The sequence below is a fragment of the Acinetobacter ihumii genome (genome assembly GCF_900625095.1).
Taxonomy (GTDB): Bacteria; Pseudomonadota; Gammaproteobacteria; order Pseudomonadales; family Moraxellaceae; genus Acinetobacter; species Acinetobacter ihumii.
In genome coordinates, this window is sequence record NZ_LR130760.1 from 1388799 (window position 1) to 1413259 (window position 24461).

Annotated in this window: 13 protein-coding genes and 1 CRISPR repeat array; of the genes, 6 read left to right on the top strand and 7 right to left on the bottom strand. The window is 39.1% G+C overall.

Going from position 1 to position 24461, the window contains the following annotated elements:
* Window positions 1-22: 22 nt before the first annotated feature.
* Both E0D95_RS06500 and E0D95_RS06505 read left to right on the top strand, forming a co-directional pair.
* Window positions 23-574: a VTT domain-containing protein gene (locus E0D95_RS06500; RefSeq protein ID WP_130803127.1), complete on the top strand. Its 552-nt coding sequence runs from the start codon at window positions 23-25 to the stop codon at window positions 572-574.
* Between the two features lie 192 nt (window positions 575-766).
* Window positions 767-1972, top strand: a complete 1206-nt coding sequence (locus E0D95_RS06505; protein ID WP_130803128.1) for an MFS transporter — start codon at window positions 767-769, stop codon at window positions 1970-1972.
* Between the two features lie 195 nt (window positions 1973-2167).
* On the opposite strand, the gene E0D95_RS06510 is transcribed toward E0D95_RS06505, so the two are convergent.
* Both E0D95_RS06510 and hemE read right to left on the bottom strand, forming a co-directional pair.
* Window positions 2168-3007, bottom strand: a complete 840-nt coding sequence (locus tag E0D95_RS06510) for a DUF817 family protein (protein ID WP_431830742.1) — start codon at window positions 3005-3007, stop codon at window positions 2168-2170.
* Complete coding sequence (gene hemE, locus E0D95_RS06515) at window positions 2979-4052, bottom strand: uroporphyrinogen decarboxylase (RefSeq protein WP_130803129.1); 1074 nt, start codon at window positions 4050-4052, stop codon at window positions 2979-2981. The genes E0D95_RS06510 and hemE overlap by 29 nt, the downstream gene beginning before the upstream one ends.
* 204 nt (window positions 4053-4256) lie before the next feature.
* Here hemE and E0D95_RS06520 point away from each other — a divergent pair, with 204 nt between their 5' ends.
* The 3 genes from E0D95_RS06520 to E0D95_RS06530 all read left to right on the top strand — a co-directional run bounded on the left by E0D95_RS06520 (window position 4257) and on the right by E0D95_RS06530 (window position 7109).
* The gene (locus tag E0D95_RS06520) at window positions 4257-5591 is read left to right on the top strand and encodes a L,D-transpeptidase family protein (RefSeq protein WP_130803130.1); all 1335 of its coding nucleotides are present in this window, start codon (window positions 4257-4259) and stop codon (window positions 5589-5591) included.
* 241 nt (window positions 5592-5832) lie between these two features.
* Window positions 5833-6522: a pirin family protein gene (locus E0D95_RS06525; RefSeq protein WP_130803131.1), complete on the top strand. Its 690-nt coding sequence runs from the start codon at window positions 5833-5835 to the stop codon at window positions 6520-6522.
* Window positions 6523-6683: 161 nt separating this feature from the next.
* Window positions 6684-7109 carry a GNAT family N-acetyltransferase gene (locus E0D95_RS06530; protein WP_228258835.1) on the top strand — a complete coding sequence of 142 codons (426 nt, stop codon included), beginning with the start codon at window positions 6684-6686 and terminating at the stop codon, window positions 7107-7109.
* 109 nt (window positions 7110-7218) lie between these two features.
* A CRISPR array of direct repeats spans window positions 7219-15418; the repeat unit is 28 nt; unit sequence TTTCTAAATGACGTATGCCGTCATGAAC.
* A gap of 132 nt (window positions 15419-15550) precedes the next feature.
* Here E0D95_RS06530 and cas6f read toward each other — a convergent pair.
* The 4 genes from cas6f to csy1 are packed head-to-tail and all read right to left on the bottom strand — an operon-like array spanning window position 15551 to window position 19645.
* Window positions 15551-16162, bottom strand: coding sequence for a type I-F CRISPR-associated endoribonuclease Cas6/Csy4 (gene cas6f, locus E0D95_RS06535; RefSeq protein WP_130803132.1), 612 nt, complete (start codon window positions 16160-16162; stop codon window positions 15551-15553).
* The gene (csy3, locus tag E0D95_RS06540) at window positions 16162-17211 is read right to left on the bottom strand and encodes a type I-F CRISPR-associated protein Csy3 (protein ID WP_130803133.1); all 1050 of its coding nucleotides are present in this window, start codon (window positions 17209-17211) and stop codon (window positions 16162-16164) included. The genes cas6f and csy3 overlap by 1 nt, the downstream gene beginning before the upstream one ends.
* Window positions 17212-17213: 2 nt before the next feature.
* Window positions 17214-18317, bottom strand: coding sequence for a type I-F CRISPR-associated protein Csy2 (gene csy2 / locus E0D95_RS06545; RefSeq protein WP_130803134.1), 1104 nt, complete (start codon window positions 18315-18317; stop codon window positions 17214-17216).
* Window positions 18317-19645, bottom strand: coding sequence for a type I-F CRISPR-associated protein Csy1 (gene csy1 / locus E0D95_RS06550; RefSeq protein ID WP_130803135.1), 1329 nt, complete (start codon window positions 19643-19645; stop codon window positions 18317-18319). The genes csy2 and csy1 overlap by 1 nt, the downstream gene beginning before the upstream one ends.
* An 854-nt stretch (window positions 19646-20499) precedes the next feature.
* Here csy1 and E0D95_RS06560 point away from each other — a divergent pair.
* Complete coding sequence (locus E0D95_RS06560) at window positions 20500-20913, top strand: hypothetical protein (RefSeq protein ID WP_228258836.1); 414 nt, start codon at window positions 20500-20502, stop codon at window positions 20911-20913.
* A gap of 35 nt (window positions 20914-20948) precedes the next feature.
* On the opposite strand, the gene cas3f is transcribed toward E0D95_RS06560, so the two are convergent.
* Complete coding sequence (gene cas3f / locus E0D95_RS06565) at window positions 20949-24458, bottom strand: type I-F CRISPR-associated helicase Cas3f (protein ID WP_130803137.1); 3510 nt, start codon at window positions 24456-24458, stop codon at window positions 20949-20951.
* Window positions 24459-24461 lie beyond the last annotated feature (3 nt).

The window sequence follows — 24461 nt, forward strand, 5'->3', positions numbered from 1 at the left end:
TCATGATAAAGGTAGGTCGTTAGTGGAGTTTTTCGAGTTTTTAACTGGTTTTGAACATTATCTTCCTATTTTGATTCAACAATATGGCTTATGGATTTATGCCATTTTGTTTTTGATTATCTTTGCAGAAACTGCCTTTATTTTTATGTTTTTTTTGCCGGGCGATAGTCTTTTACTGGCCGTCGGTGCGCTTTGCGCCACGGTTCCCATGATGAATCTGGGTTTTATTATCCTATTACTGTCATTAGCAGCAATGCTCGGTTATATGGTCAATTATCAGATTGGTCGTCGTTTAGGCGTTCGTGTTTTTGAAATAAAATCTCGTTTTATTAAACATGAACATCTCCTCAAAACGCACGAGTATTTTAGACGACGTGGTGCCATCACGATTTTAGTTGCCCGATTTATTCCCTTTGTACGTTCTTTTGCACCGTTTGCAGCTGGTTCAAGTGGCATGAACTACACCATATTTTCAATTTACAACATTATTGGTGCTTTTATCTGGATTGCTGTTTTGGTTACAGCAGGCTATTTATTGGGTCATACCGTCATGTTTATTGGTGATATTGAATAACGCTGTCTAAGCTTATCAGAAAAGTGACTTGATCATGACCATAAAACATGGGATATTCTTTCGCAGCGTCAGCAAGTATTCCACTTGGCTACATCGTAAGCGTTCACGTTAGCCAACGCATCTTTTCCAGTATCTTTTAGATCTTGGAAGTGGATGCATGTGTCAATGGTATCCTCTTCCTTGGAGTATCGAATGACACAGATTGATCAGAATACCAATATGCGCTCAGCCCTTCAGACTGACTCAGAGATGAGAACGCTTTATCCTTTGGTTATTGCCCTTTTTCTTTCTTATTTAACAATTTCTGCTCCACTTGCAGTGATCCCACTTTATGTACATGACAATCTAAATCTGAATAATTTTTGGGTCGGGATTGCTGTTGGGACGCAATTCGTTGCCACTGTCCTGACACGTCCTTATGCAGGTCGTATCGCAGATCAAATCAGTGCAAAACGTGCCACCTTGCAAGGTATGATTGCCCTACTTGTTGCAGGCTCAATTTATATGCTTGCCTTTTTTCTGCCAACAAGCATTAGCATTAAATTTATGATTTTATTGGTCGGGCGTTTAGCTCACGGCTATGCTGAAAGCTTATTGGTGAGTGGACATTTAACTTGGGGACTCGGTCTAGTTGGTCAAGCACGTGCAGGTAAATTACTCTCTTTGACAGGCATGGCGATGTTCGGTGCGCTCGCAGCAGGTGCACCCTTGGGTTTGTGGTTGTTTGAACTTTACGGATTTGCAGCAGTCGCATTACTGATTCTCATTCTGCCTTTATTTTCCTTAATGATTGATGGTTATATTCGTGCAACGCAACCTCATAGTGGTCATTATCCGCCACTTAAGCATGTGATCCGCTATGTATGGCGTTTTGGTCTGATTCTGGCTTTACAAGGCGTAGGATTTGCCTGTATCGGAACTTTCGTTGCTTTATATTTTAAACAGCAGCAGTGGCAATATGCTGGTTATGCATTGACCTTTTTCGGTCTAGCTTTTGTGGCTGTACGTATTTTTTGTGGACATTTAACTGATAAAGTTTCAGGTTTTAGTTTGGTCAAATACTCCTTAATGATTGAAGCCATGGGTTTATTTTTATTATTTATTTCGCCACGTGTAGAAATTGCCTTAGTCGGTGCAGTCGTCACTGGAGCAGGATGTTCTCTTATTTACCCAGCCTTGGGTGTAGAACTGATTAAAGGTGCACCTGCACAAATTCGTGGTACCGCCATGGGGGTCTTTTCAGCGTTTCAGGACATTGCCTATGCAATTTATGCACCTGTATTTGGCTTAGTCGCGCTTTATCTAGGCTATCCTTCGGTATTTATTGCGGCTGGTTGCTGCGCACTTGTAGGCTGCCTGATGAATATTTACACACGAAAGTTTGCACACAATTCATAAACACAGGGGCACATTTTGCCCCTTTATTTTCAATGCTGTTGATAAAATGTCGTTTTATAAATCGTTACTAAAAACCGCACATCATCTTGGTTATTTTGAAATGATGGATGGTTTCTATTCGATTGCTTTCATCGCTGTTCAAACCCACTTTATATCTTTACTTAAGGCACAAAAATAAATGACTTAGACAACAATCTATTGAAAATGATTCAATTTCCAATGTCCGTTAGAATCTCTCGTTCCTAATATCTTGAGGACTAAAACCAAACTGAGCAGCAATAATAAATACCATGAACCCAATTTACCCCAACCGACCATGTGCCAAGCATCAACTTGGCTTGGATAAAGCCAGATTTTATAAAAAGTACTGATATTTTCAGCAATCCAGATGATAAATGCCAAGACTAAAAGTACAGGCAACATCGGCAATTGAAAGCTTTGACCAGATAAACAAAACCTTAATTTGGTTTTCCAGAAGATGATTGCACTCCAGAGAAATAAAACATAGCGCAAATCGGGAATAAAAAACTTACTCATAAAATTGATATATGAGCACAATGCTAAGGCCAACATATGGCCAAAACGTGGCAAAGCCTCAAATGATATCTGATATAAACGTAAGGAACGGGCAAAAAAACTGCCGACGGCTGAATACATAAATCCAGCAAAAAGCGGTACTGTCCAGAGTTTAAAGATGGCAGGCTGTGGATATTGCCATGATGCAATTGCAGGATGTGTCAGAAAAATTTCCATCAGCATCGCCATAATATGAAACAGCGCAATGACTTTGGCTTCAGCCCAAGATTCTAATTTAAGGTAAAGTAAACAGGCTTGAATGATGAGTGCATAAAAAAGCAAATAGTCGTAACGATAAAAACCATGATAGTCATGACTGCCCATAGGCGCAGTAAACACAAATGCCAACAGTAGTAAAATACCAAACAAGGCAGCCGAAGCTGCCTTAAAAGAAAAATTAAATACAAGTCTCAGGATGTACACAAAAATGTTATCCCAAGTATTTGGCACTATATTCATGCACGGTATCGACAAAGACTTTGGGTTGAGCTGGATCAACCCATTGCGTGATGCCATGTCCCAAGTTTGCAATATAACCTGTGGTTTCACCATTGGCATAGGCATCGTCTAGCATGGCTTTAACAGACTTTTCAATGGATGCATGAGAGCCATATAACACGGCAGGATCCAGATTTCCCTGCACCGCGACACGTCCGGCAATCGTTTGACGCGCAACATTCAACGGTGTGGTCCAATCCAGACCAACAGCATCTGCACCTGTTGCAATCATCGGCTCTAGCCATTGACCACCGCCTTTAGTGAATAAAATAACAGGAATACAACGACCATCTTTTTCGCGCTGTAAGCCTGCCACAATTTTTTGCATATAATTGAGAGAAAACTCAATATATTCACGGTGTGCCAACGCCCCGCCCCAACTATCAAAAATCTGGATGGCTTGAGCACCGGCATCTATTTGCGCATTCAAATAATCAATGACGGCGACAGCCAGTCGATCCAACAAGGCATGTAACACTTCTGGCTGTGCATACAACATGTGTTTGGTATGGCGAAAATCTTTGCTCGAACCACCTTCAATCATATAGGTTGCCAAGGTCCACGGACTACCTGAAAAACCAATGAGAGGCACCTGACCACCTAAAGCAGAACGAATAGCGGAAACGGCATTCATGACATAGTCCAGATCAGACTTGGCATTAAAATGAGGTAAATTTAAAACATCCTGTTCTGTGCGAATGGTCTTTTTGAACTTGGGCCCTTCTCCAGTTTCAAAATACAGCCCTAAACCCAGCGCATCTGGTACAGTTAAAATATCTGAAAATAAAATAGCCGCGTCTAAATCATAGCGACGTAAAGGCTGTAACGTCACTTCACAGGCAAAGTCAGTATTTTTACATAACGATAAAAAGTCGCCCGCTTTACCGCGTGTTTCACGATATTCTGGTAAATAACGACCTGCTTGTCGCATCATCCATACAGGTGTGGTATCTACAGGCTCACGCAATAAAGCACGTAGAAAACGATCATTTTTTAAGGTCGTCATTTACTTTCTCTATCTCAATTTTTTCTTGCATGCATCATAACAAAAAGGGTTGCGATTTAATAACGTCTTGGTGCGATAAAATGCGGATTAGACAAGATAAAAATGAGGAACTACACAAAACAACTACTGCATGATCCTGTATTTTCTGTAATACTTGCCAAGTTTCTATCCCAACTATATGAATAATTCTTAAGGTTGAATTACATGTTTGTTCGCTCTTTGCTCGCTTTGAGTCTAACTTGTATTATGACTGGTACAGCCTTTGCTGCGCCTACGGCCGAGCAACCGTTAAATCCTAAAGTGATTCGCACTCAGTCTGTTCAAGATCCGATCGATCCACTTGCTATTGAACGTAAGCCTCTTTCACAAGATACGTCGGCGGCATCTAGTCCGGTCTCCTCTCCTGTTGCAAATGCAGCTTCAACTCCTGCTGCAAATGTTGCATCTGCCTCTAGCCCAGCAAGCTCAGATCAGGCAGAAGTCAGTGCTCAGGAAGAACATGACCTTAATCAGGCATCTGCCACCTTGCAGAATCTTGAAAGCAGTGAAACTAAAAATGCAGATACAGGCATCGCACCTACTGCTGCACAAAAAGCCGCAGCCACAACAACTGCATCAAAAACTCAAGTTGGCAAAGCCTCTTGGACGCTTGATGGTTTAAATCATGCAGACTGGTATGAAAATATCGGACGTGGTCAGTTTCCCGTGTATGCGCGCGCACAAGTCATGCTAAACAATACACATGCGTCTCCAGGTGCTATTGATGGCACCAGTGGCATGAATACATTGAAAGCGCTTTCATCTTTTCAGCAAATGAACGGTTTAAAAGCAACAGGTGAATTAACCCAAGAAACTTGGGATGCATTGGTTGCCAAGCAAAATAAACCTGCTTATGTGGAATACACCATTACTGAAGAAGATTTAAAAGGTCCTTATGCTCCTTCTATTCCACATGACTATGCGCTACAAGCTAAAATGAAAGGCTTGTACTATGTACGTGTGACTGAAATGCTGGGTGAAAAGTTCCATATGGATGAAGACTTTTTGAAAAAGTTAAATCCAAAAGCTACTTTTAAAAAAGCGGGTGAAAAAATCATTGTTGCCAATGTGCGTAATGACCTGCCAGAAGATATTCATTTGATTATTGCGCATAAAGGCGCACGTCAATTGTACTTATTTAATAGCCGTAACCAGATGATTGCTTCATTCCCTGCAACCATCGGTAGCAGTGATACGCCATCGCCAACAGGAACTTATAAAGTGGTCGGTGTTGCACCGAATCCGTGGTATAGCTACTCACCAAGTAACTTTGTACAGGGTAAAAACTTAAAACCACTATCATTACCACCGGGTCCTAATGGTCCTGTTGGGAATATCTGGATTGGTTTAAGCAAGAAATCATTCGGTATTCATGGTACGCCAAATCCATCTACAATTTCTAAAACTGCATCGCATGGTTGTATTCGTTTAACCAACTGGGATGCTAATGATTTAGGTAAAAAAGTACGTAGTGGCGTGACTGTAAAATTCCTAGAATAAATTTAACCTGTATTGAATACTAAAAAACCTGCATTTCTTGTGCAGGTTTTTTTATGATGATTTGAGATATTCATCAGTTATTTTGATTCATTTTATTGTTCCATTATTTTTAATAATATCCATTAAAATTAAAAATCATTTCAAAAATAGAACAATTTGTTCCAATTCTGAGGTTTTTACTCAGGTTTGGTCTTGTTAGTATAAGCCCATGAGATAAATACAAGAATTTGGGAGGTGCAGAATGAATGCATATCTACATCGTAGTGAAAACCGTGGTCATGTCCAAGCTGGTTGGTTAAATACCTATCATAGTTTTTCATTTGGTAGCTGGTACAACCCGAAATATATGGGATTTGGACCACTACGTGTGATTAATGATGACACCATTGCCGCACATAATGGGTTTGGTACACATCCACACGACAATATGGAAATCTTAACTTATGTGACCGATGGCCGACTCACTCACCGTGATAGCATGGGGAATGAAGAATATATCCATGCTGGTGAATGGCAGTTAATGAGTGCAGGTACAGGTATTACACACAGTGAAATCAATAATGGAGATGAGCCTGTTCATCTATTCCAAATCTGGATTCACCCTAATGTGCGTGATGCTGAGCCAACTTATCAACAAATCAAACTTGACCCACGTGAAGCTCCGAATCAATGGCACTTGATTGTGGGACCTAATGACAATGCGCCTATGTTGATCCGCCAAAATGCGGAAGTCAAAACTGCCGTATTGGAAGCAGGTAAAGAGCTTGAAGTTGTTGCCACTCAAAAACACAATTATGTGCATGTGGTCAAAGGTCAAATCATGATTGAAAATCAAATTGTTAAAGCAGGTGACGCTTTATTATTTGATGAGAAAACCGTGATTAATGCACTTGAAGATAGTGAAGTGATCTGGTTTGACTTACCAGCATAATGTTCTCAAATATACGCACTGTTTCGTCAGAAGCAGTGCGTTTTTGTTATTTTTGACTGAGACAACCCGATCAGGCATGCTTGATCATCTTAAACATTCTTAATTTAAATGCAATGCAACCGTTGAATATAAAAGAAATTTCCAAGATAACATCTTTTGATATGCATCCAATATTAAAACAATTGTTATTACAAGCTGACCCTGATTGGCAAAGCATTACACAGTATGTTCATGACTCTTTAATTTTTCTTGTACAAGACTCCGAGCAGAATATTTTAGGTGAACTTTGTTTAATTGCCGATAATCATTTAGCCGAAATCAAAAATTTAGCGATTGCTAAAGAGTATCAAGGTTTGGGCTTGGCTAAAGGACTGATTCATTATGCAATTGATTATTGCCAGAAGCAGGATATACATACGCTGATTGTAAAGACTGGAAATTCAAGTTTAAATCAACTTGCCCTCTATCAAAAATGTGGTTTTCGAATGAGCTATATTGAAACTGATGCTTTTAAAGATTATCCAGAGCCAATTTTTGAAAATGGTATTCATTGTGTGGATCAAATCGTGTTGATACAGCAACTTTGAGTCGGAAAATTTTATAAGCTACTTTTTCAACACCTTAAATCTTTATTTAACATATATTGTGCATGTCTAAATACTAAATATCGTTAGCAAATTTTTACCTATTTTGGAATTTATAATTGACGTATGCCGTCATGAACATGCTCCATTTTTTAAAGTAGCTGATCCTGAATTTCTAAATGACGTATGCCGTCATGAACCTAAGAACCTCCATGATGGTTATACACAATATTTTCTAAATGACGTATGCCGTCATGAACGAGCGTGGCTGGTGGTGGTCGCCGTCAAATCATTTCTAAATGACGTATGCCGTCATGAACCCGTCAGTTGCATCAACACCGCCCAAAACATTTTTCTAAATGACGTATGCCGTCATGAACTACTGGATTTGCTAAAGCAGGTGTTTGACCTTTTTCTAAATGACGTATGCCGTCATGAACGTTGCCCAATTTGAATTGATCGAATGCAGCATTTTCTAAATGACGTATGCCGTCATGAACATTGCAATATTGATTTGCTTGAGGGTATGCAATTTCTAAATGACGTATGCCGTCATGAACTCACTTCGAGTAGATCCGAGAACTCACCTATATTTCTAAATGACGTATGCCGTCATGAACTGTTTAAAGCGGGTATTAAATACAAGAAATGTTTTCTAAATGACGTATGCCGTCATGAACTCAGCATTTTGAAGATGGTGAAATGATCGATTTTTCTAAATGACGTATGCCGTCATGAACTGGTCGATTGCGCTGAGTCGGGAGCAATCACATTTCTAAATGACGTATGCCGTCATGAACAAATTTATGCTGCATGCACATGAGCGTGGGTTTTTCTAAATGACGTATGCCGTCATGAACCTTATGATCGTGTTGTGCCAGTGCCGTTTGCTTTTCTAAATGACGTATGCCGTCATGAACTTTCTTCGCATTCTTATCTGCTGTGATTGTTTTTTCTAAATGACGTATGCCGTCATGAACTTTCACGCTGCTTTTGGGTAATGCGCTTTGTCTTTCTAAATGACGTATGCCGTCATGAACATGCGTTGCAAGTTGAGCAGTCTTATCAGCGCTTTCTAAATGACGTATGCCGTCATGAACTAGACATCAAGGGGAATGAATGGGAATTAATTTTCTAAATGACGTATGCCGTCATGAACGCATATTTTAACGAGTGAGTTAAAAAAATGGTTTTCTAAATGACGTATGCCGTCATGAACTCGAAAAATCACGCACACGCTACAAGATTGCTTTTCTAAATGACGTATGCCGTCATGAACCCTTATCATTATTAATATATTCAATAAATTCTTTTCTAAATGACGTATGCCGTCATGAACGCAATAAAGACTGTGATTGAAAGGGTGGGTGATTTCTAAATGACGTATGCCGTCATGAACAATCTTACTATCCAATACAATCTGCGCTGGTCTTTCTAAATGACGTATGCCGTCATGAACGTTCTGATTGCTTTTTGTCTTGCATCTTTTGCTTTCTAAATGACGTATGCCGTCATGAACAGCAGCCACTTTTGTATGTGTCACACAATCACCTTTCTAAATGACGTATGCCGTCATGAACACCTCAACACGCATAAAACTTTAATCAACATTTTTTCTAAATGACGTATGCCGTCATGAACATCTTTCTACAATGTCAGACGAAACACCGCAGTTTCTAAATGACGTATGCCGTCATGAACCAATGTTTATGAAGATGCCGACAATATTCAGTTTTCTAAATGACGTATGCCGTCATGAACAATACTTTTCCTGTCCAGAGCCTATTAGTCTTTTTCTAAATGACGTATGCCGTCATGAACTTGGTTCATATGCCGGTGATTTCGAGTGGCAATTTCTAAATGACGTATGCCGTCATGAACCTTGGTGGCACATTTCGACAACAGTGGATATTTTTCTAAATGACGTATGCCGTCATGAACCAGATCTGCAAGGGTGGCGGCTTTCATAACAATTTCTAAATGACGTATGCCGTCATGAACTTAGTTAATTTTATTGACGTAAAAACTAACTTTTTCTAAATGACGTATGCCGTCATGAACCGTCGCGATATTAATCGCATTTTGTTGACGTTTTTCTAAATGACGTATGCCGTCATGAACGGGGTTTATCTAGAATTCTGTTAAGAATCAATTTTCTAAATGACGTATGCCGTCATGAACGATTTTTTATACAACGCAAAAGCCTGATAACATTTCTAAATGACGTATGCCGTCATGAACACACTTTCTTTTTTCTCATACCTGATTTTTAATTTCTAAATGACGTATGCCGTCATGAACGAGTTTTATCATAATGGCGAAAAGGTGGCTGTTTTCTAAATGACGTATGCCGTCATGAACATTGGTTTAAATACAACAATCATCGTGAACTCTTTCTAAATGACGTATGCCGTCATGAACAAATAACTGAGCAGGTAAGAGTTTTGCCTAAACTTTCTAAATGACGTATGCCGTCATGAACGTACATTGCAAGTAACCGTTCACGCTGCTTTTTTTCTAAATGACGTATGCCGTCATGAACGCATATAGCCAACTTAGCAATGTATTACGATTTTTCTAAATGACGTATGCCGTCATGAACTGTCCTTTTGGTGCAGTGGGTGATCGTCTTTGTTTCTAAATGACGTATGCCGTCATGAACATGCTGATTTCCCGTGTGGTTGCCCTCGTCACTTTCTAAATGACGTATGCCGTCATGAACGTCGAGAAGCTCAAGACTTGTTTTTTGAGTTGTTTCTAAATGACGTATGCCGTCATGAACGCCAAAGCTAAGGCTTATCAGGCGCAGTTTGCTTTCTAAATGACGTATGCCGTCATGAACTCTTCAAACGAAGATTATTACATCGAAGATCTTTTTCTAAATGACGTATGCCGTCATGAACTAACACCTGTCTTGATTTTGTTTTCGTAGTGATTTCTAAATGACGTATGCCGTCATGAACTTAAATTCTTTTTCGCTTCGAGAATATCCATATTTCTAAATGACGTATGCCGTCATGAACACATAAACCCCGCTGACATACATGTTATTGGCTTTCTAAATGACGTATGCCGTCATGAACTGATAAAAGCCTTGGCTTCCTTAATTAGCTCATTTCTAAATGACGTATGCCGTCATGAACCAGGCTCAACACTCATAGGTATTGCACATAAATTTCTAAATGACGTATGCCGTCATGAACCATCTGGAATCTCAGTGAAAACGGACGGTACATTTCTAAATGACGTATGCCGTCATGAACTAGCAACGTCTGTTTGTATTAAGAATACGTTATTTCTAAATGACGTATGCCGTCATGAACGATCCGTAGACATTATGCCCTTGGAGAATCTTTTTCTAAATGACGTATGCCGTCATGAACCCTTGAGTTGTCTGATTTCATCTTCTCTATGCTTTCTAAATGACGTATGCCGTCATGAACTTTCAAGGCATCAGCATCAATCATTTTTCTTTTTTTCTAAATGACGTATGCCGTCATGAACTAGAAAAAATATTTTATAGAAATTTTTTGCTATTTCTAAATGACGTATGCCGTCATGAACATCTGGAACTCTGAAATTTTCCCCTTCCCCTTTTTCTAAATGACGTATGCCGTCATGAACATTCATAAGCAGGATTGCCCCCGATGATTAATTTTTCTAAATGACGTATGCCGTCATGAACAACATGCAGAATTGCGATCTGGATAAGATTGATTTCTAAATGACGCATGCCGTCATGAACACATCAATCTGCATTATACGAACTGGAGGAGAATTTCTAAATGACGTATGCCGTCATGAACGGAAAAAGAACAAGCTTTCGAGATCGTTGCTAATTTCTAAATGACGTATGCCGTCATGAACTTTAAACAATTCAGAGTTAGCTTTGACCCATATTTTTAAATGACGTATGCCGTCATGAACGCCGTACTCGCACTTGCTTATCTTTTTGCAATTTTCTAAATGACGTATGCCGTCATGAACGCGCGTACCGATTGAACAGCAAAACTGGATTGCTTTCTAAATGACGTATGCCGTCATGAACTCCGCAGCAATCAGAACTTGATTAATCATCCCTTTCTAAATGACGTATGCCGTCATGAACTGAAGCTTGGTATGAAGGCTGAGCAACGTGATTTTCTAAATGACGTATGCCGTCATGAACTTTGGTGCGATCTTTGGTAGGTAGCACTACATTTTCTAAATGACGTATGCCGTCATGAACTGTTAAATCCAAAACAGTTTCTATTTTTTCTTTTTCTAAATGACGTATGCCGTCATGAACACTGGCAATGACTGATTGATCATCATGTCGGCTTTCTAAATGACGTATGCCGTCATGAACAGCCTGAAAATACAAAACTAGCTCTGGCTACATTTCTAAATGACGTATGCCGTCATGAACATTTCTACTCAGTTCAGCACCAAATCATTTTTTTTCTAAATGACGTATGCCGTCATGAACAATAGGGAGGGTGGTCACTTCAAAAAGGGTATGTTTCTAAATGACGTATGCCGTCATGAACGTAATCGTTTGGTCGATGCGATGCAAGCTTGTTTTCTAAATGACGTATGCCGTCATGAACATTTTGCATTGCAAGTTGATCAGAATTAATCTTTTCTAAATGACGTATGCCGTCATGAACAAAGGCATAGTAAAACTTTATATTCTGTTCGTTTTCTAAATGACGTATGCCGTCATGAACTCAGTTGCATATCTTCAACTTTCTGCCCTTGCTTTCTAAATGACGTATGCCGTCATGAACATATGAATGCTGCTGCAAACAAGTCAGCATCATTTCTAAATGACGTATGCCGTCATGAACTAAAAGAACACGCGTTACGCGGCTGGATAGATTTTCTAAATGACGTATGCCGTCATGAACGGATTTACAACACTTGGCGCAGGTGCGGTTTTTTTCTAAATGACGTATGCCGTCATGAACGGTCAAGTGTCTGACGTTGAACTACAAATTGTTTTCTAAATGACGTATGCCGTCATGAACATGAGCCATATTGAATTATTGCGCGGCAAGAAATTTCTAAATGACGTATGCCGTCATGAACACGTTCTTGGAATCAATATTTGGTTTGCTTTTTTTCTAAATGACGTATGCCGTCATGAACGACCAAGTGGATACTTTAATTGATGCGATAGATTTCTAAATGACGTATGCCGTCATGAACATCCATTTTTGTATTCTATCTCGCATTTGGTGTTTCTAAATGACGTATGCCGTCATGAACTATCGGTCGCAGGAAAAAGAAAGGGGTTAGATTTTCTAAATGACGTATGCCGTCATGAACTATAATCTGAAGCAGGGGACGGAAAGCCTGCTTTTCTAAATGACGTATGCCGTCATGAACAAAGCGATTATGCTTGTATGGTGAGCGTTGGCTTTCTAAATGACGTATGCCGTCATGAACCATAAAGTAGGGCCATTTACTAGGATCATTTGTTTCTAAATGACGTATGCCGTCATGAACCATGAAGTAATTCAGCAATGTGATCATGATCATTTCTAAATGACGTATGCCGTCATGAACAATCACAACATCTGGCATTCGCAATGCAGCGCATTTCTAAATGACGTATGCCGTCATGAACATGCTCAACAGCAGGATGGTTATTCGCAGTTATTTCTAAATGACGTATGCCGTCATGAACCATAGCTAAACTGATTTTTAAGACTTGTTTTGTTTCTAAATGACGTATGCCGTCATGAACGCACGGAAAAACTAACGTGGCGCGTTGTAATTTTTCTAAATGACGTATGCCGTCATGAACGAGTTTGCAAAGAAATTCTATACGGACGTTGATTTCTAAATGACGTATGCCGTCATGAACTGCCCTGAATATCGCTAATGCTCGTTTCCTCTTTTCTAAATGACGTATGCCGTCATGAACCTCAGTATCAACGTCTTTACAGTTTAAAATCTTTTCTAAATGACGTATGCCGTCATGAACTGGCATTTGCTTCCCAAAAGTCATTCGTTCTATTTCTAAATGACGTATGCCGTCATGAACATGTATGAGACACACAGATCAGTTGTGAATTGTTTCTAAATGACGTATGCCGTCATGAACTCGGGGGGGCACATGCAAGAGCATGAAAAAGTTTTCTAAATGACGTATGCCGTCATGAACCTTCAGGTACTGTTCTCCAGTCGTCAAGTAATTTTCTAAATGACGTATGCCGTCATGAACGTTGAGCATGAATGCAATGAAGATAAATATCATTTCTAAATGACGTATGCCGTCATGAACTCAAATATTAGATCATTATCATAGTTATGAAATTTCTAAATGACGTATGCCGTCATGAACTCAAAAAAGCAGGCTAATCACTGCAACAAAAATTTCTAAATGACGTATGCCGTCATGAACCCGTTGTGCTTGTTGTTGGCTGTTGGCCAGTATTTCTAAATGACGTATGCCGTCATGAACAAATCTTTAACTGCATCATTTAAGCCATCAACTTTCTAAATGACGTATGCCGTCATGAACCAAGCCTGCATATACATCTCGTTAATATCTTTTTTCTAAATGACGTATGCCGTCATGAACACCGTAGATGGTGGCGAGATAACCGCGGGGCTTTTCTAAATGACGTATGCCGTCATGAACACGCAGATTTTGTCGAGTATTCGAGACGTTGCTTTCTAAATGACGTATGCCGTCATGAACCCGTTGCAAGTGGTATTTCAACATATGTGGTTTTTCTAAATGACGTATGCCGTCATGAACATACAGCGAGATCCAGTTGTAGGAGCTGTGTTTTTTCTAAATGACGTATGCCGTCATGAACAGTGCATTATTAAATGCAAAAGGCGCGGTTATTTTCTAAATGACGTATGCCGTCATGAACTTGCATTACCGCATATTTGTGAAATTATGATTTTTCTAAATGACGTATGCCGTCATGAACGAGCATAAAGTTCACACAGAATATGGCTCAAATTTCTAAATGACGTATGCCGTCATGAACTTCAACTGTGACACCTGCAAAACCTTTTTTCTTTTCTAAATGACGTATGCCGTCATGAACATTTAAGGTTTTTGCATTGTCGCTAAACCGTTTTTCTAAATGACGTATGCCGTCATGAACTCATTAAAGATGACGGCATGCCGATGGTTTCATTTCTAAATGACGTATGCCGTCATGAACTTGGTGTAGAAGCCGGTAATGTAATGGAGGTATTTCTAAATGACGTATGCCGTCATGAACATTGATGCATGGGGTGTAACCTCACGCGGACATTTCTAAATGACGTATGCCGTCATGAACAATGACTGGCCTTGATACCGAGTGGCGCGATTTTTCTAAATGACGTATGCCGTCATGAACAATCACGGCGCGAACTGCATTGCCGATCATTTTTTCTAAATGACGTATGCCGTCATGAACTCGGCTGATCTCAAACAAGTCACATTGGATCGTTTCTAAATGACGTATGCCGTCATGAACGCAGGCGGTGTGCCGTTTTTACCCAATAAGGCTTTCTAAATGACGTATGCCGTCATGAACAACTCTACCGGGTATTGCGACTGGATCCGAATTTTCTAAATGACGTATGCCGTCATGAACAATCCCCCTTGTCGTTGCTCTTGCCGAATCACTTTCTAAATGACGTATGCCGTCATGAACTGAGTGGCAATCGCGCACGGTTTTAATTCTAATTTCTAAATGACGTATGCCGTCATGAACTGACAAAGCTGTTCCGTTGGCGCTGAACACTGTTTCTAAATGACGTATGCCGTCATGAACTCAGTCTGCGTCACATAGAGTTCACCTTTAGCTTTCTAAATGACGTATGCCGTCATGAACGGGGTTGGTGGGTTGTCCTATGCGAAAAGAGTTTTCTAAATGACGTATGCCGTCATGAACTTGTGCTATTTGGTCGTTCATAGTTCATACCCTTTCTAAATGACGTATGCCGTCATGAACAAAAATTTAACAATCGTGAAGTGAAGTTGCGTTTTCTAAATGACGTATGCCGTCATGAACTATCTGATCGACCGAAGTTATTTTTTGAGAGTTTTCTAAATGACGTATGCCGTCATGAACGCTGTGGTTCGCTTAGTCCCCATGAAGCCGAATTTCTAAATGACGTATGCCGTCATGAACACGTTTTCACGGTCATATCTCTTATGAAGACTTTTCTAAATGACGTATGCCGTCATGAACTAATTGTTCCTACAGGTGCAACTGCGGCTGTGTTTCTAAATGACGTATGCCGTCATGAACCACAAATGTATTAATTGCAAAGCCTTTGGAAATTTCTAAATGACGTATGCCGTCATGAACAGTAAGAATAATATAAAAAGATAAGTTACAACAAGCATTTATCATTGGTTTTAGCAATTTACCCAATCAAAAAACGACCTATTGTAACTTATTGATTTTATTAAGTTGTTAAAGAACTAAAAAAATATTGGGTTAAAACTCTGGAACAGTTGCTGTTCGACTTAGTCCATATGTTCCAAATTTTCCATCTTTTGCCTCATCAGCAACAGATTTACCAATATATAACCTGTAAGGTCGATCTATATTTTCCTCACGTTTAGCACTTAAGCTTTTTAAACTTATATAAGGCTCAAATATAGGTTGTTCAACATATTCTTTAAAATGTTGTTTGGCTTCATCCAAAGAAATATTGCGGCGCTTTGCCTGATGAGCAACTCTTTCATCTAAACTCATTTTAGGATTGACTCGATAATAATGAGCATATTCGGTAATTTTATCTTGAGGCACTTCGCGAGGTCTCGTCACATGCACATAGTCAATTAGTCTCTCTAACCATTTATCTAAATGAAGTTGCTGTAACTGATCTTCAGTATTAGCAAAGATACGCATTTTTGTCCCCAAAAAACCAAGTTTCTTTTGCTGATTGATACGATATTGCGGAAAAGATACACCAAAGGGTATTTTTTCCTGTTCATCAATATGTTCAACAAAAGCAATATGGAGCTGGGTGTAAACTTTTGACCAAAGAAAATACGCAGAAGTATCTTCATTAGGTAAGAGTGTAAGCTCAATATAATATTGCATTATTTATCACTCTCACCAAAGACACCACCACGTACCAGTACAGACATCACATAATGTTGCTGTTCAGTTTCTGGAACTTTGCCTGTATTTACCCAACCATCAAACAAGCTATAAAAATCTTGCCCTTCTTTGGGCTGACGATATGCTTTACCTTCGGAAGTCACTGAACCATAAGGTTCAACTGCAATCGGTTTAGTTGCATTTGGATACCAAGTATCAATGGTACGCAGGGCATTACCAATTTTTTGTGAGTGAATCCCTGCTTCTTTTTCTTTAACCGCATAAAGAGTTTTACTTTTTTTTCCTTTGCTATTTCCTGTATCTAAAATTAACTCTTGAGATGGATATACCTCCTGTCCCTCTCCTAAACGGGCAAAACCAGTAACGCGTAACAATACATGTTCATCGCCAGTCAAACCTGCCTGAATCCATTGCGATAATTGATCTAAAGATTTTTGCTGATTTGAATCAACTTTAACTTCAAATAAACGGTTAGCCAAAGCATCAAAATTTAATTTTTCACTTGATTTACCATCAATAATGCGTTCAACAGTCACAATAACGTTTTCCGCACCAATGCGGTTTCGCCATAAGAAACGTCCATTTGCCAGATTTACCGCATAACGTCCTGCAAGTTCATTAAACTTTGATTCAGCTTTATATCCTGAAACCACTGCATTAAGGCGTTCAGCAAAACTTTCATCATTACATGCAGATGGCTGTCCTACATTCGGTAAAACACGCAAAGTAAAAGTCACAGCAACGGTATCTTTACCTTGTGGCAATGCTGCAATATCAACGGTTTGTAAATTAGCTTTTTCCACTGCTGCATCAATATAAGCAGGATCAATTTCTTTGGCATTTTTAGGGCGATTTGAAATTGTACCTCGTACTGATTTTTCCTGAATTTGGATAATCGTTGTACCTGCACCCTGTTCAATTTCATTCCAGTTGACTGCGGTCATACGTCCATCTGATGGATCTAAATGACGGTTAAATGATAATACTGATGCAGTTTTAATTTTAGTAGTTGCTGGAGCTTTAGCCATGATTAATATTCCTCATTTTCATAATTTGTATAGTCATCAAATGATTGTTCTTCTGAGTCATCTGACAATAATTGAATGTTAAGTTTTGGTGCGAAAGGTTGAGTGAGTTGATAAACACCATCTTTTGCTTCGGTACTATATGTCCATAAGATTTCGGTTAAATCCTCAATCCGATGCGGGCTTTGCCACTCCCCCAGACTCAATAAAGTTTCAACAAAAGTTGCTGGATAGCGGTTGTCTCTTAAGCCTGTAACTGAACCTTTGTCTTGCAGTTCTGTTAATGCCGCATATCCAATTGGGATTGGTACTAACCAGCCTTTTAAATGCTCAGGACGAGACCGTACTTGCCAAATGCCTTTACGCTCTCCATCAACACCGAGTTGCGGCTGTTCTATACTGCAAAGATTTAGACGGCTGATATCAAGCAAAGTATCTAAGACATTCGGTTCATTTCCTTGTGTCTCTAAATAGGTTTGTTGCTTGCTTAAATATTTTTGATGGGCAAGCAATATTTCATGCCGATGCAACAATGCAAAACTTGGCAATAACCCATGACGCAACTTTTTAGTTTTAGCAACTGCATCAGACAGTGACCAATTGATCAATTTAGGCTTTATGCGTCGATGAGGAAAAATTGCCCCACCCGCCAAACGCATGCCATAAATCAACTGATTCATTTGTTGAGTTAAGCGTTGGGTTTGCTCATTTAAATCTTCATCATTGGCAGATAAATGTTGATCTAAATTATCACCACTCAAACCAATAATTAAACTGACTTCAAAATGCCCTTTACCCTCTTCCACCATCGCAGGGGTTGATCCATCAGACTCTAATGGATGACGAGCGAGATTGAGTTGATACGGTGAATAACGATAATCGCTACTTTTGGTCACTTGTGGGCTAAATTGATGACACAGGATACCAACTCCACAACATTCCAGATGACGATATTGTTCTTGTTCATTCAGTTGACGCTGCAAAGCATTGGCAAAACCTGTAAATGCACTCGGTGCAGGAAATCCCCACGTCAAATGGCTACTGATAATAGACGCATTTTCGACTTGTAAACGAACAATATATAAGGCTTTAGGATAGGCATAACTCATTAGGCAAATTCCTCTTTGAGTAATTGCAACTTATCTCGTAAAGCAATTGACCATACCCGAGCTTCATGATCATCCAGATCAGCTAATTTGCCTTTGGTGGTTAAAATCTTGTTTAGCCAATTGCCAAAGTTATACCCCACTTCAGTATGCCAATCCCGCTCACGATAATCGTCTAACCATTCCTGTTCTTCATCAGTTAAAGTATTTTGATCTTCTTTCTCAAAAAGCTCTTCACGATAGCCACGATCTAACCAAAAACTTTCAGCACGGTTAAATTTACGTTGTGATTCAAGTGTCCAACCTGAATTTGCACTTTGTTGAAGTTCAAGGCTCATATCAATGACACAATCCACAAGCTGATCGACTAATTCATCACGTTCACTTCTAAATTCATCATTATTTTTATGCTCTTTTCGATACATACGAATAATAGAACTTAAAATCGGTTTTACATCCTTACGATTACTTAAATACCCTGTAAACACTGAATCTGATTTTGGCAATTCCACCATCAGTCCTTGCCAAACAGGAGGTAACGATGGCAATAACCACATCGAACCACGGCGATCGCTATTCAGTTGTGAAATGTTCTGGGGCTTTGATCCGCCATAATTATGAACCAGTAAGTTTGGGTATTCTCGGCTTTCCTGCGTATGATGCAAACCCTTAAAGCGAGCTTCACGCAAAGCCTTATTTTGCTCACCAAAACGATCATGTGAAATTTGCTGATAAACCCGATGTACCAATGCACTTGGATATAAAATTACCAAGATGTGATAGTCATTCTTTTTGACAGGAAAATAAACCTGCTTGGATAATCGCCCTGCATTTAATTCCGATGGGTTTTCACTAAATGCTAAAAACCGTTTAAAGCGAATCTCAGCCTGTTCAGCATTGCTTGCAAGTGCAGCGATAAGGTCTTGATCGGCTTTTAGTAAACGTTCAAGTAAAGAGATACCCTCAAACTTTTGCCGTAACAGCTTAAAAACATCCAAAACCGCAGCATTACCAATCACATCAGCTTCATGCTCCAGTCCTTGTGAACCGACAAAATCATGAGTCTTGTTCTGCCCTGCATAAAACATGGCCGACGCTTTTGAACTAGGATGATGCTGTTTAGGCGTATGAGTTGCCAAACGAATTTGACTAATGCGTAAACTCGCATCCTCTAACCATGTTTCGGGTTGATATTTTTCAAGCAGTTTTTCACGTTCAGTAAAGTCATCTTCTTTCAACTTCTCCAACTTTTCATTTAAACGCCCCTGAATGTATTGCTCAATCAAGGCTCGAATGGTTGCTGGTGAAGCATCTCCGAGTTCTTCTGTCATTATTTTCCCTTACTTTTACAAAGTAAATTATTTTTTTAAAGCCATCTTTGTTATCATTTACGATAGTTTAACTACCGTAAATGATGCTGGTTACCCAACTGTTTAGACTCTTCTAAACAAATGTGTGTTAAACATCATTTTTCTCCTTCCTCTATCGAGGTATGTGGGATCTGGCGAGACCGGTATTTAACAATTTAAAAGACTGCAATCTTTTAAATTTTGCCTATTCTTAACTTAATCACTCATAGGCTTGAAATGTAATATGGACTGGATTTGTTACTTTGGCAAGTCCTTTCTATGCTTTTCTTTACTGTTACACAAACAGCTTAGAAATATGAATGATTCAAATTTGATTTCAATACCGCACAGGTAGATTATTCTCCTTCACAAGATATTTTTGTCTTATGTAAGTAAATAGACAAAAGTATCTTTATTAGCTTCACCCAAACATATAGTTTTTATCTATTTGTTTTATATTAATTTTAGCACTTTTATTGCCTACTAATTAGTATAGTAGGAATATTTCTTTACCAAACATATCTGTTACCATATAGAAAGCTTGAAGTATTGGAATTAAAGCTATAATATTAAACAATCATAGGTTAATTTTTTTCAAATAATTAATCTACACAGGGGAGCAGTGTGTTGCCCGTCATAAATTAGGCTGTTAGAGTGATATGCAGTCTGGAGGTGTGTATGATGCATTTTATATGCAATACCCAATCTAAAGAAACTTTGGACAAAGAGCGTCCAAAAAACGAGCATCTAGGTGTTCACATTGACCGCTTATTATCATTGACTCACGAAGAATCTTATATAATGCCTGAGGGATTAACTCGAGAGCAAAGACGATTGTGGGCGAAGAAAAACCTCAAAACAAAATAAACTACACGGTTGAGTTTGGTGCAACATTTAATCTTTATTACTCTGAAAGATACTCAAGTAAGACTCTTGATAAAATTGATGATTTTATCGAACATTATGAAAAATTTGGTCTAAAAGACTGGAAAGGTAAAATCTCTCCCTCTGACCGTGTACCTGATACATATCCAAATCAACAGAATCTAATTGCAAAAGCAAAAAAATATAATTTATGGCATGTCCATATTGGTGAACCAAAATGGCAAAGACCTCTTCATGACCAATATTTAGTTTCCGAGTGGGTTTTACATTTTCAAAAAATCAATAACTACCATATAAAACTACTTGAACTAAGTTGGCATAACCCAATGGAATTACCTAGTGATGAGATGATTAATGAAGAATAATCAAATGAGAAGATAGACTATTCATGTCACTAAAGTTATTTTTCCCTTATAAATCCTAACCAATCGTGATAGAGCCATTTCTTTTGTTCTGCCAGTTTGGGTAAATTCAGGCTTAAATAGCGAGAACAATTTTCAGACCAGCTTCTCTCTACTGAGGTCGCATCTAAATAATTCTGTAAAGCAATTTCAGGCTTCTGATTCGGCCAGCAATGAATTTGTGAATTATTTGCCAATTCAATTCGCCTCACCAAACTTTCAACCAGTAACCAGTTTCCTGTTTTTTCATTGTATTGATAAAGCTTTAAAAGCTGTTCTTCTTCCTCTGCTCTTAAAGCGGTAAAGAATTCAGCCTGTGACTGCCGAAATCGGCTTAGTGTTTGTAAAATGCCTGTGTAATGAATGGGCGTATTCCAGAAACTATAGGCAGGAAATTTAATCGGTGACATATGAGTAGAACGCATATCAGGACAAATCCCATGCCCCAACAAAATATGGTGCATACGATCATGTTCTAAATCGGCTAAACGTGGATAACCCGACTTTTCATAGAACTGTTTTAGATAACTTGCAGGCGGCTGGATGAGTCGGGCAATTGAATCCAGTTGTTTAAAATGCTCAAGATTCATCAGTCCTGCATTTTTTGTATCATCTATTCCCCGTAAAAAATGTCGATTCTGCTTAAACTCAAATCCTGTTGCCTCAAAGCCAGGGCGAGAGAAACAGGCTTGTTGAGGATGTCTGAAATGTCGGATATTGGTTTCCATAATAAAGACATTAGGATGGCAATAAGGTTCTGTACGATGCCGACGTGCTCGACCAGAAGCCTGAATAATTGAACGCATGGAGGAGGGTTCAATCATCATCCAGTCATAATCATGGTCACGACCTACCTCACAGACGGGCGAAGCCAAGACCAGAATAATCTGTTTTTGCTCAGGATATTTTTGCAGCCAGCCTTGTACTAAATGATGGTCATGTGGTTGCTTTCCATTGTTCCGATCTAAAATTTCATCCAGATATTTTTCAATATTGGCTCGAATCAGCAATGGAAACCGAGAGTGATACACACATAAATGGATACGAGTATCTGCATCAATTTTTTGTTTTAATAACAGTTGGGCAATCTCTGCCATTGGGTCAATATTGGCAAAACGCACTAATCCCACACTGTATTGTTTACTGGTTTTAGGGTCTGTAATGGCATTTAGCTGATGCGCTTTTAAGCTAGTAGTCAAAATCTGTTGAGTAAATACATCTTGCCATTTTTCAGGTGCAGGAATTTGTCTAGGTAAACCGACCCATTCTAAAGTACGTCTTTGTGTTGCTGCTGCATGTTCATTTAAATAAACTGCCCGTTTTTTGGTAAATTGCCGATGCGCTTTTTCAAAGATAGGATTGGCTTCTGAATTTTTGACTGTGCCATCACATGGAATCACTTGATGAGTAATACTTTTTTCATTTTCATCAAACCATGCCGCAATAATCGGCTGATTGGCTTGGGTACGATGAAGATTATAAAACTTGCGTCCAGAACTATAGGCCAGATATAAACCATTAATTTCAGCAGGTGTTAAAGTCGCAGAAGACAATAACACCCGACTACCCAATAAGCCTGCCCAATAAACCAAACGAGTCAGTGCATAATAATCATCTGGCGAAAAATCATCGGGTTCATCAAAAACCAAATCGGATGACATCAGGCGTAACATCGGTGCAATTTGTCGCCCACCGCGTGTGCTTTCAGTGGCAGGAATCAAATGGTCAATGGTGCAACATAATATTGGACTCATCAGCATTTTTTTGACCTGATGATTGCCTTTAAGCCACTTTGCAAATAAATGATCCTGATTGAGGATGCCCTCAAAGTCGAGTTCGAAATCTTCAAAATCAACCTGTAGATCAGGTTCAAATAGCCCTATTAAAGATTCTGAACCCATCATTTTGGCTAAGGCAGGGTTTTTAATTGGATCAGGGTTTTCTTCATCCTGAATAAGTCGTTCCGAACCAACTTGGCTATACTGTTCAAATATTTCCTTAACCGCACCGCCACCCACCATAATGGCTAAATCAGTGTCATCCAGATTTAATTTTTGCCGTAAAGCTTTGCCTGTTTGTAAAGTTAAGGTTCTTAAACCCAACGCAATATTAAACCGTGCCCCTTTTTCAGGGTCAGCCAGACCATACATAATTCGAGTATTGGCTAGGGTTTTTCCTCGCCCTGTAGATGCTAAATTTACACCGAAAAATCCATGATTCGGATAGTTTTTCTGAATACTGCACGCTTCCTGATAGGACTTATCTTGCCATTTATAATAAGCATTGCTGGTTTTTCCCTCTAAAGCCCGTTGTTTTGGTAGACGATTAAATAACTCATCTAAACGCGTCAATGCGCCCATAAGTTGACGAGCAGACTGACTGACACCAATCAAATGATCATCTAAAGGCTGTTTTAATTCACCAAATTTATTGGTATTGGCATAACAAGGATATTTCGGATCATGCCATTTAGGTGTGGCCTCACAACTTGAATAATAATGATCTGATAACATCAAAACTAAACGGGAAACATGACTTAAATAAGGATCAGACAAATTAGTCGCTGGATAGGCTTTATAGAGTTGCAGTAGCTTCACTGCACAACTATTCATTTCCTTACACCATGTCTGGCTGTTAAAAGGAATATGCTCAGCTTTTATTTTCCAGCATTGCTGAATGTCTTTGTCCTTATTTTTATCTTCAGCATTATAATGGTGTGGATAACACCATTCAGAATTCAGGTCATTTAATACCGTTGCAAATTTAATAGCTTCATAGCCCCTATCTGTATTTTTATTTTTGCTTAACATGTAATTAGGAATCGGTAAACGATGATGTGAAACAATCAACCATGCCACCAGTTTGGCAATATCAGGAAGTTGCTGAAACGGTGACTGATGTTGTGTCTGGTCAGAATGATCTTTAATCATATTTCCTAACCACACGTAATCCTCATTTTGAGGTGAAATTTTGATTAATTTTTCAATCCAGAACTCATCTTTGTCACCACATGATTTTACAAAGGTCTCAAATAATCTTAAAGAAATCCATTCATGTCGAAATGGATCAGCAACAGGCTTTTTATTATATTTTGCATCGGCTATTTTCTTGGCAAAAAACGGATTGATCTTGCCAAAGTCATGGAATAGTGCAGCAATTCGACTCAACACAGCAATCAATGGAGCAGTTTGCCAATCATTATCACTATAATCCAGTTTAATCGGCTTGGCTGTCCGGTTGACAGGGACGACACCCTCACTATTAAATTTATTACGATTCCCCACAATCCAAACCAATTCTGTTCGTCTACGTGTGGCAACCCGATGACAAGCGATTGCTGCATTTTTACTTGGCTTTTTAAGTAGTAGTTTTTTAATTGCCAATAAACCATCTTCAGTAATTGTGGTTTGCCATGTGTTATCCCCGATCCGTTCTGCAAAGGCATCCAGTACACGACGAGTATGGGCAAGTGCCTTTTTCTCACATTGCGAAACAAAAATCACAATCATTGT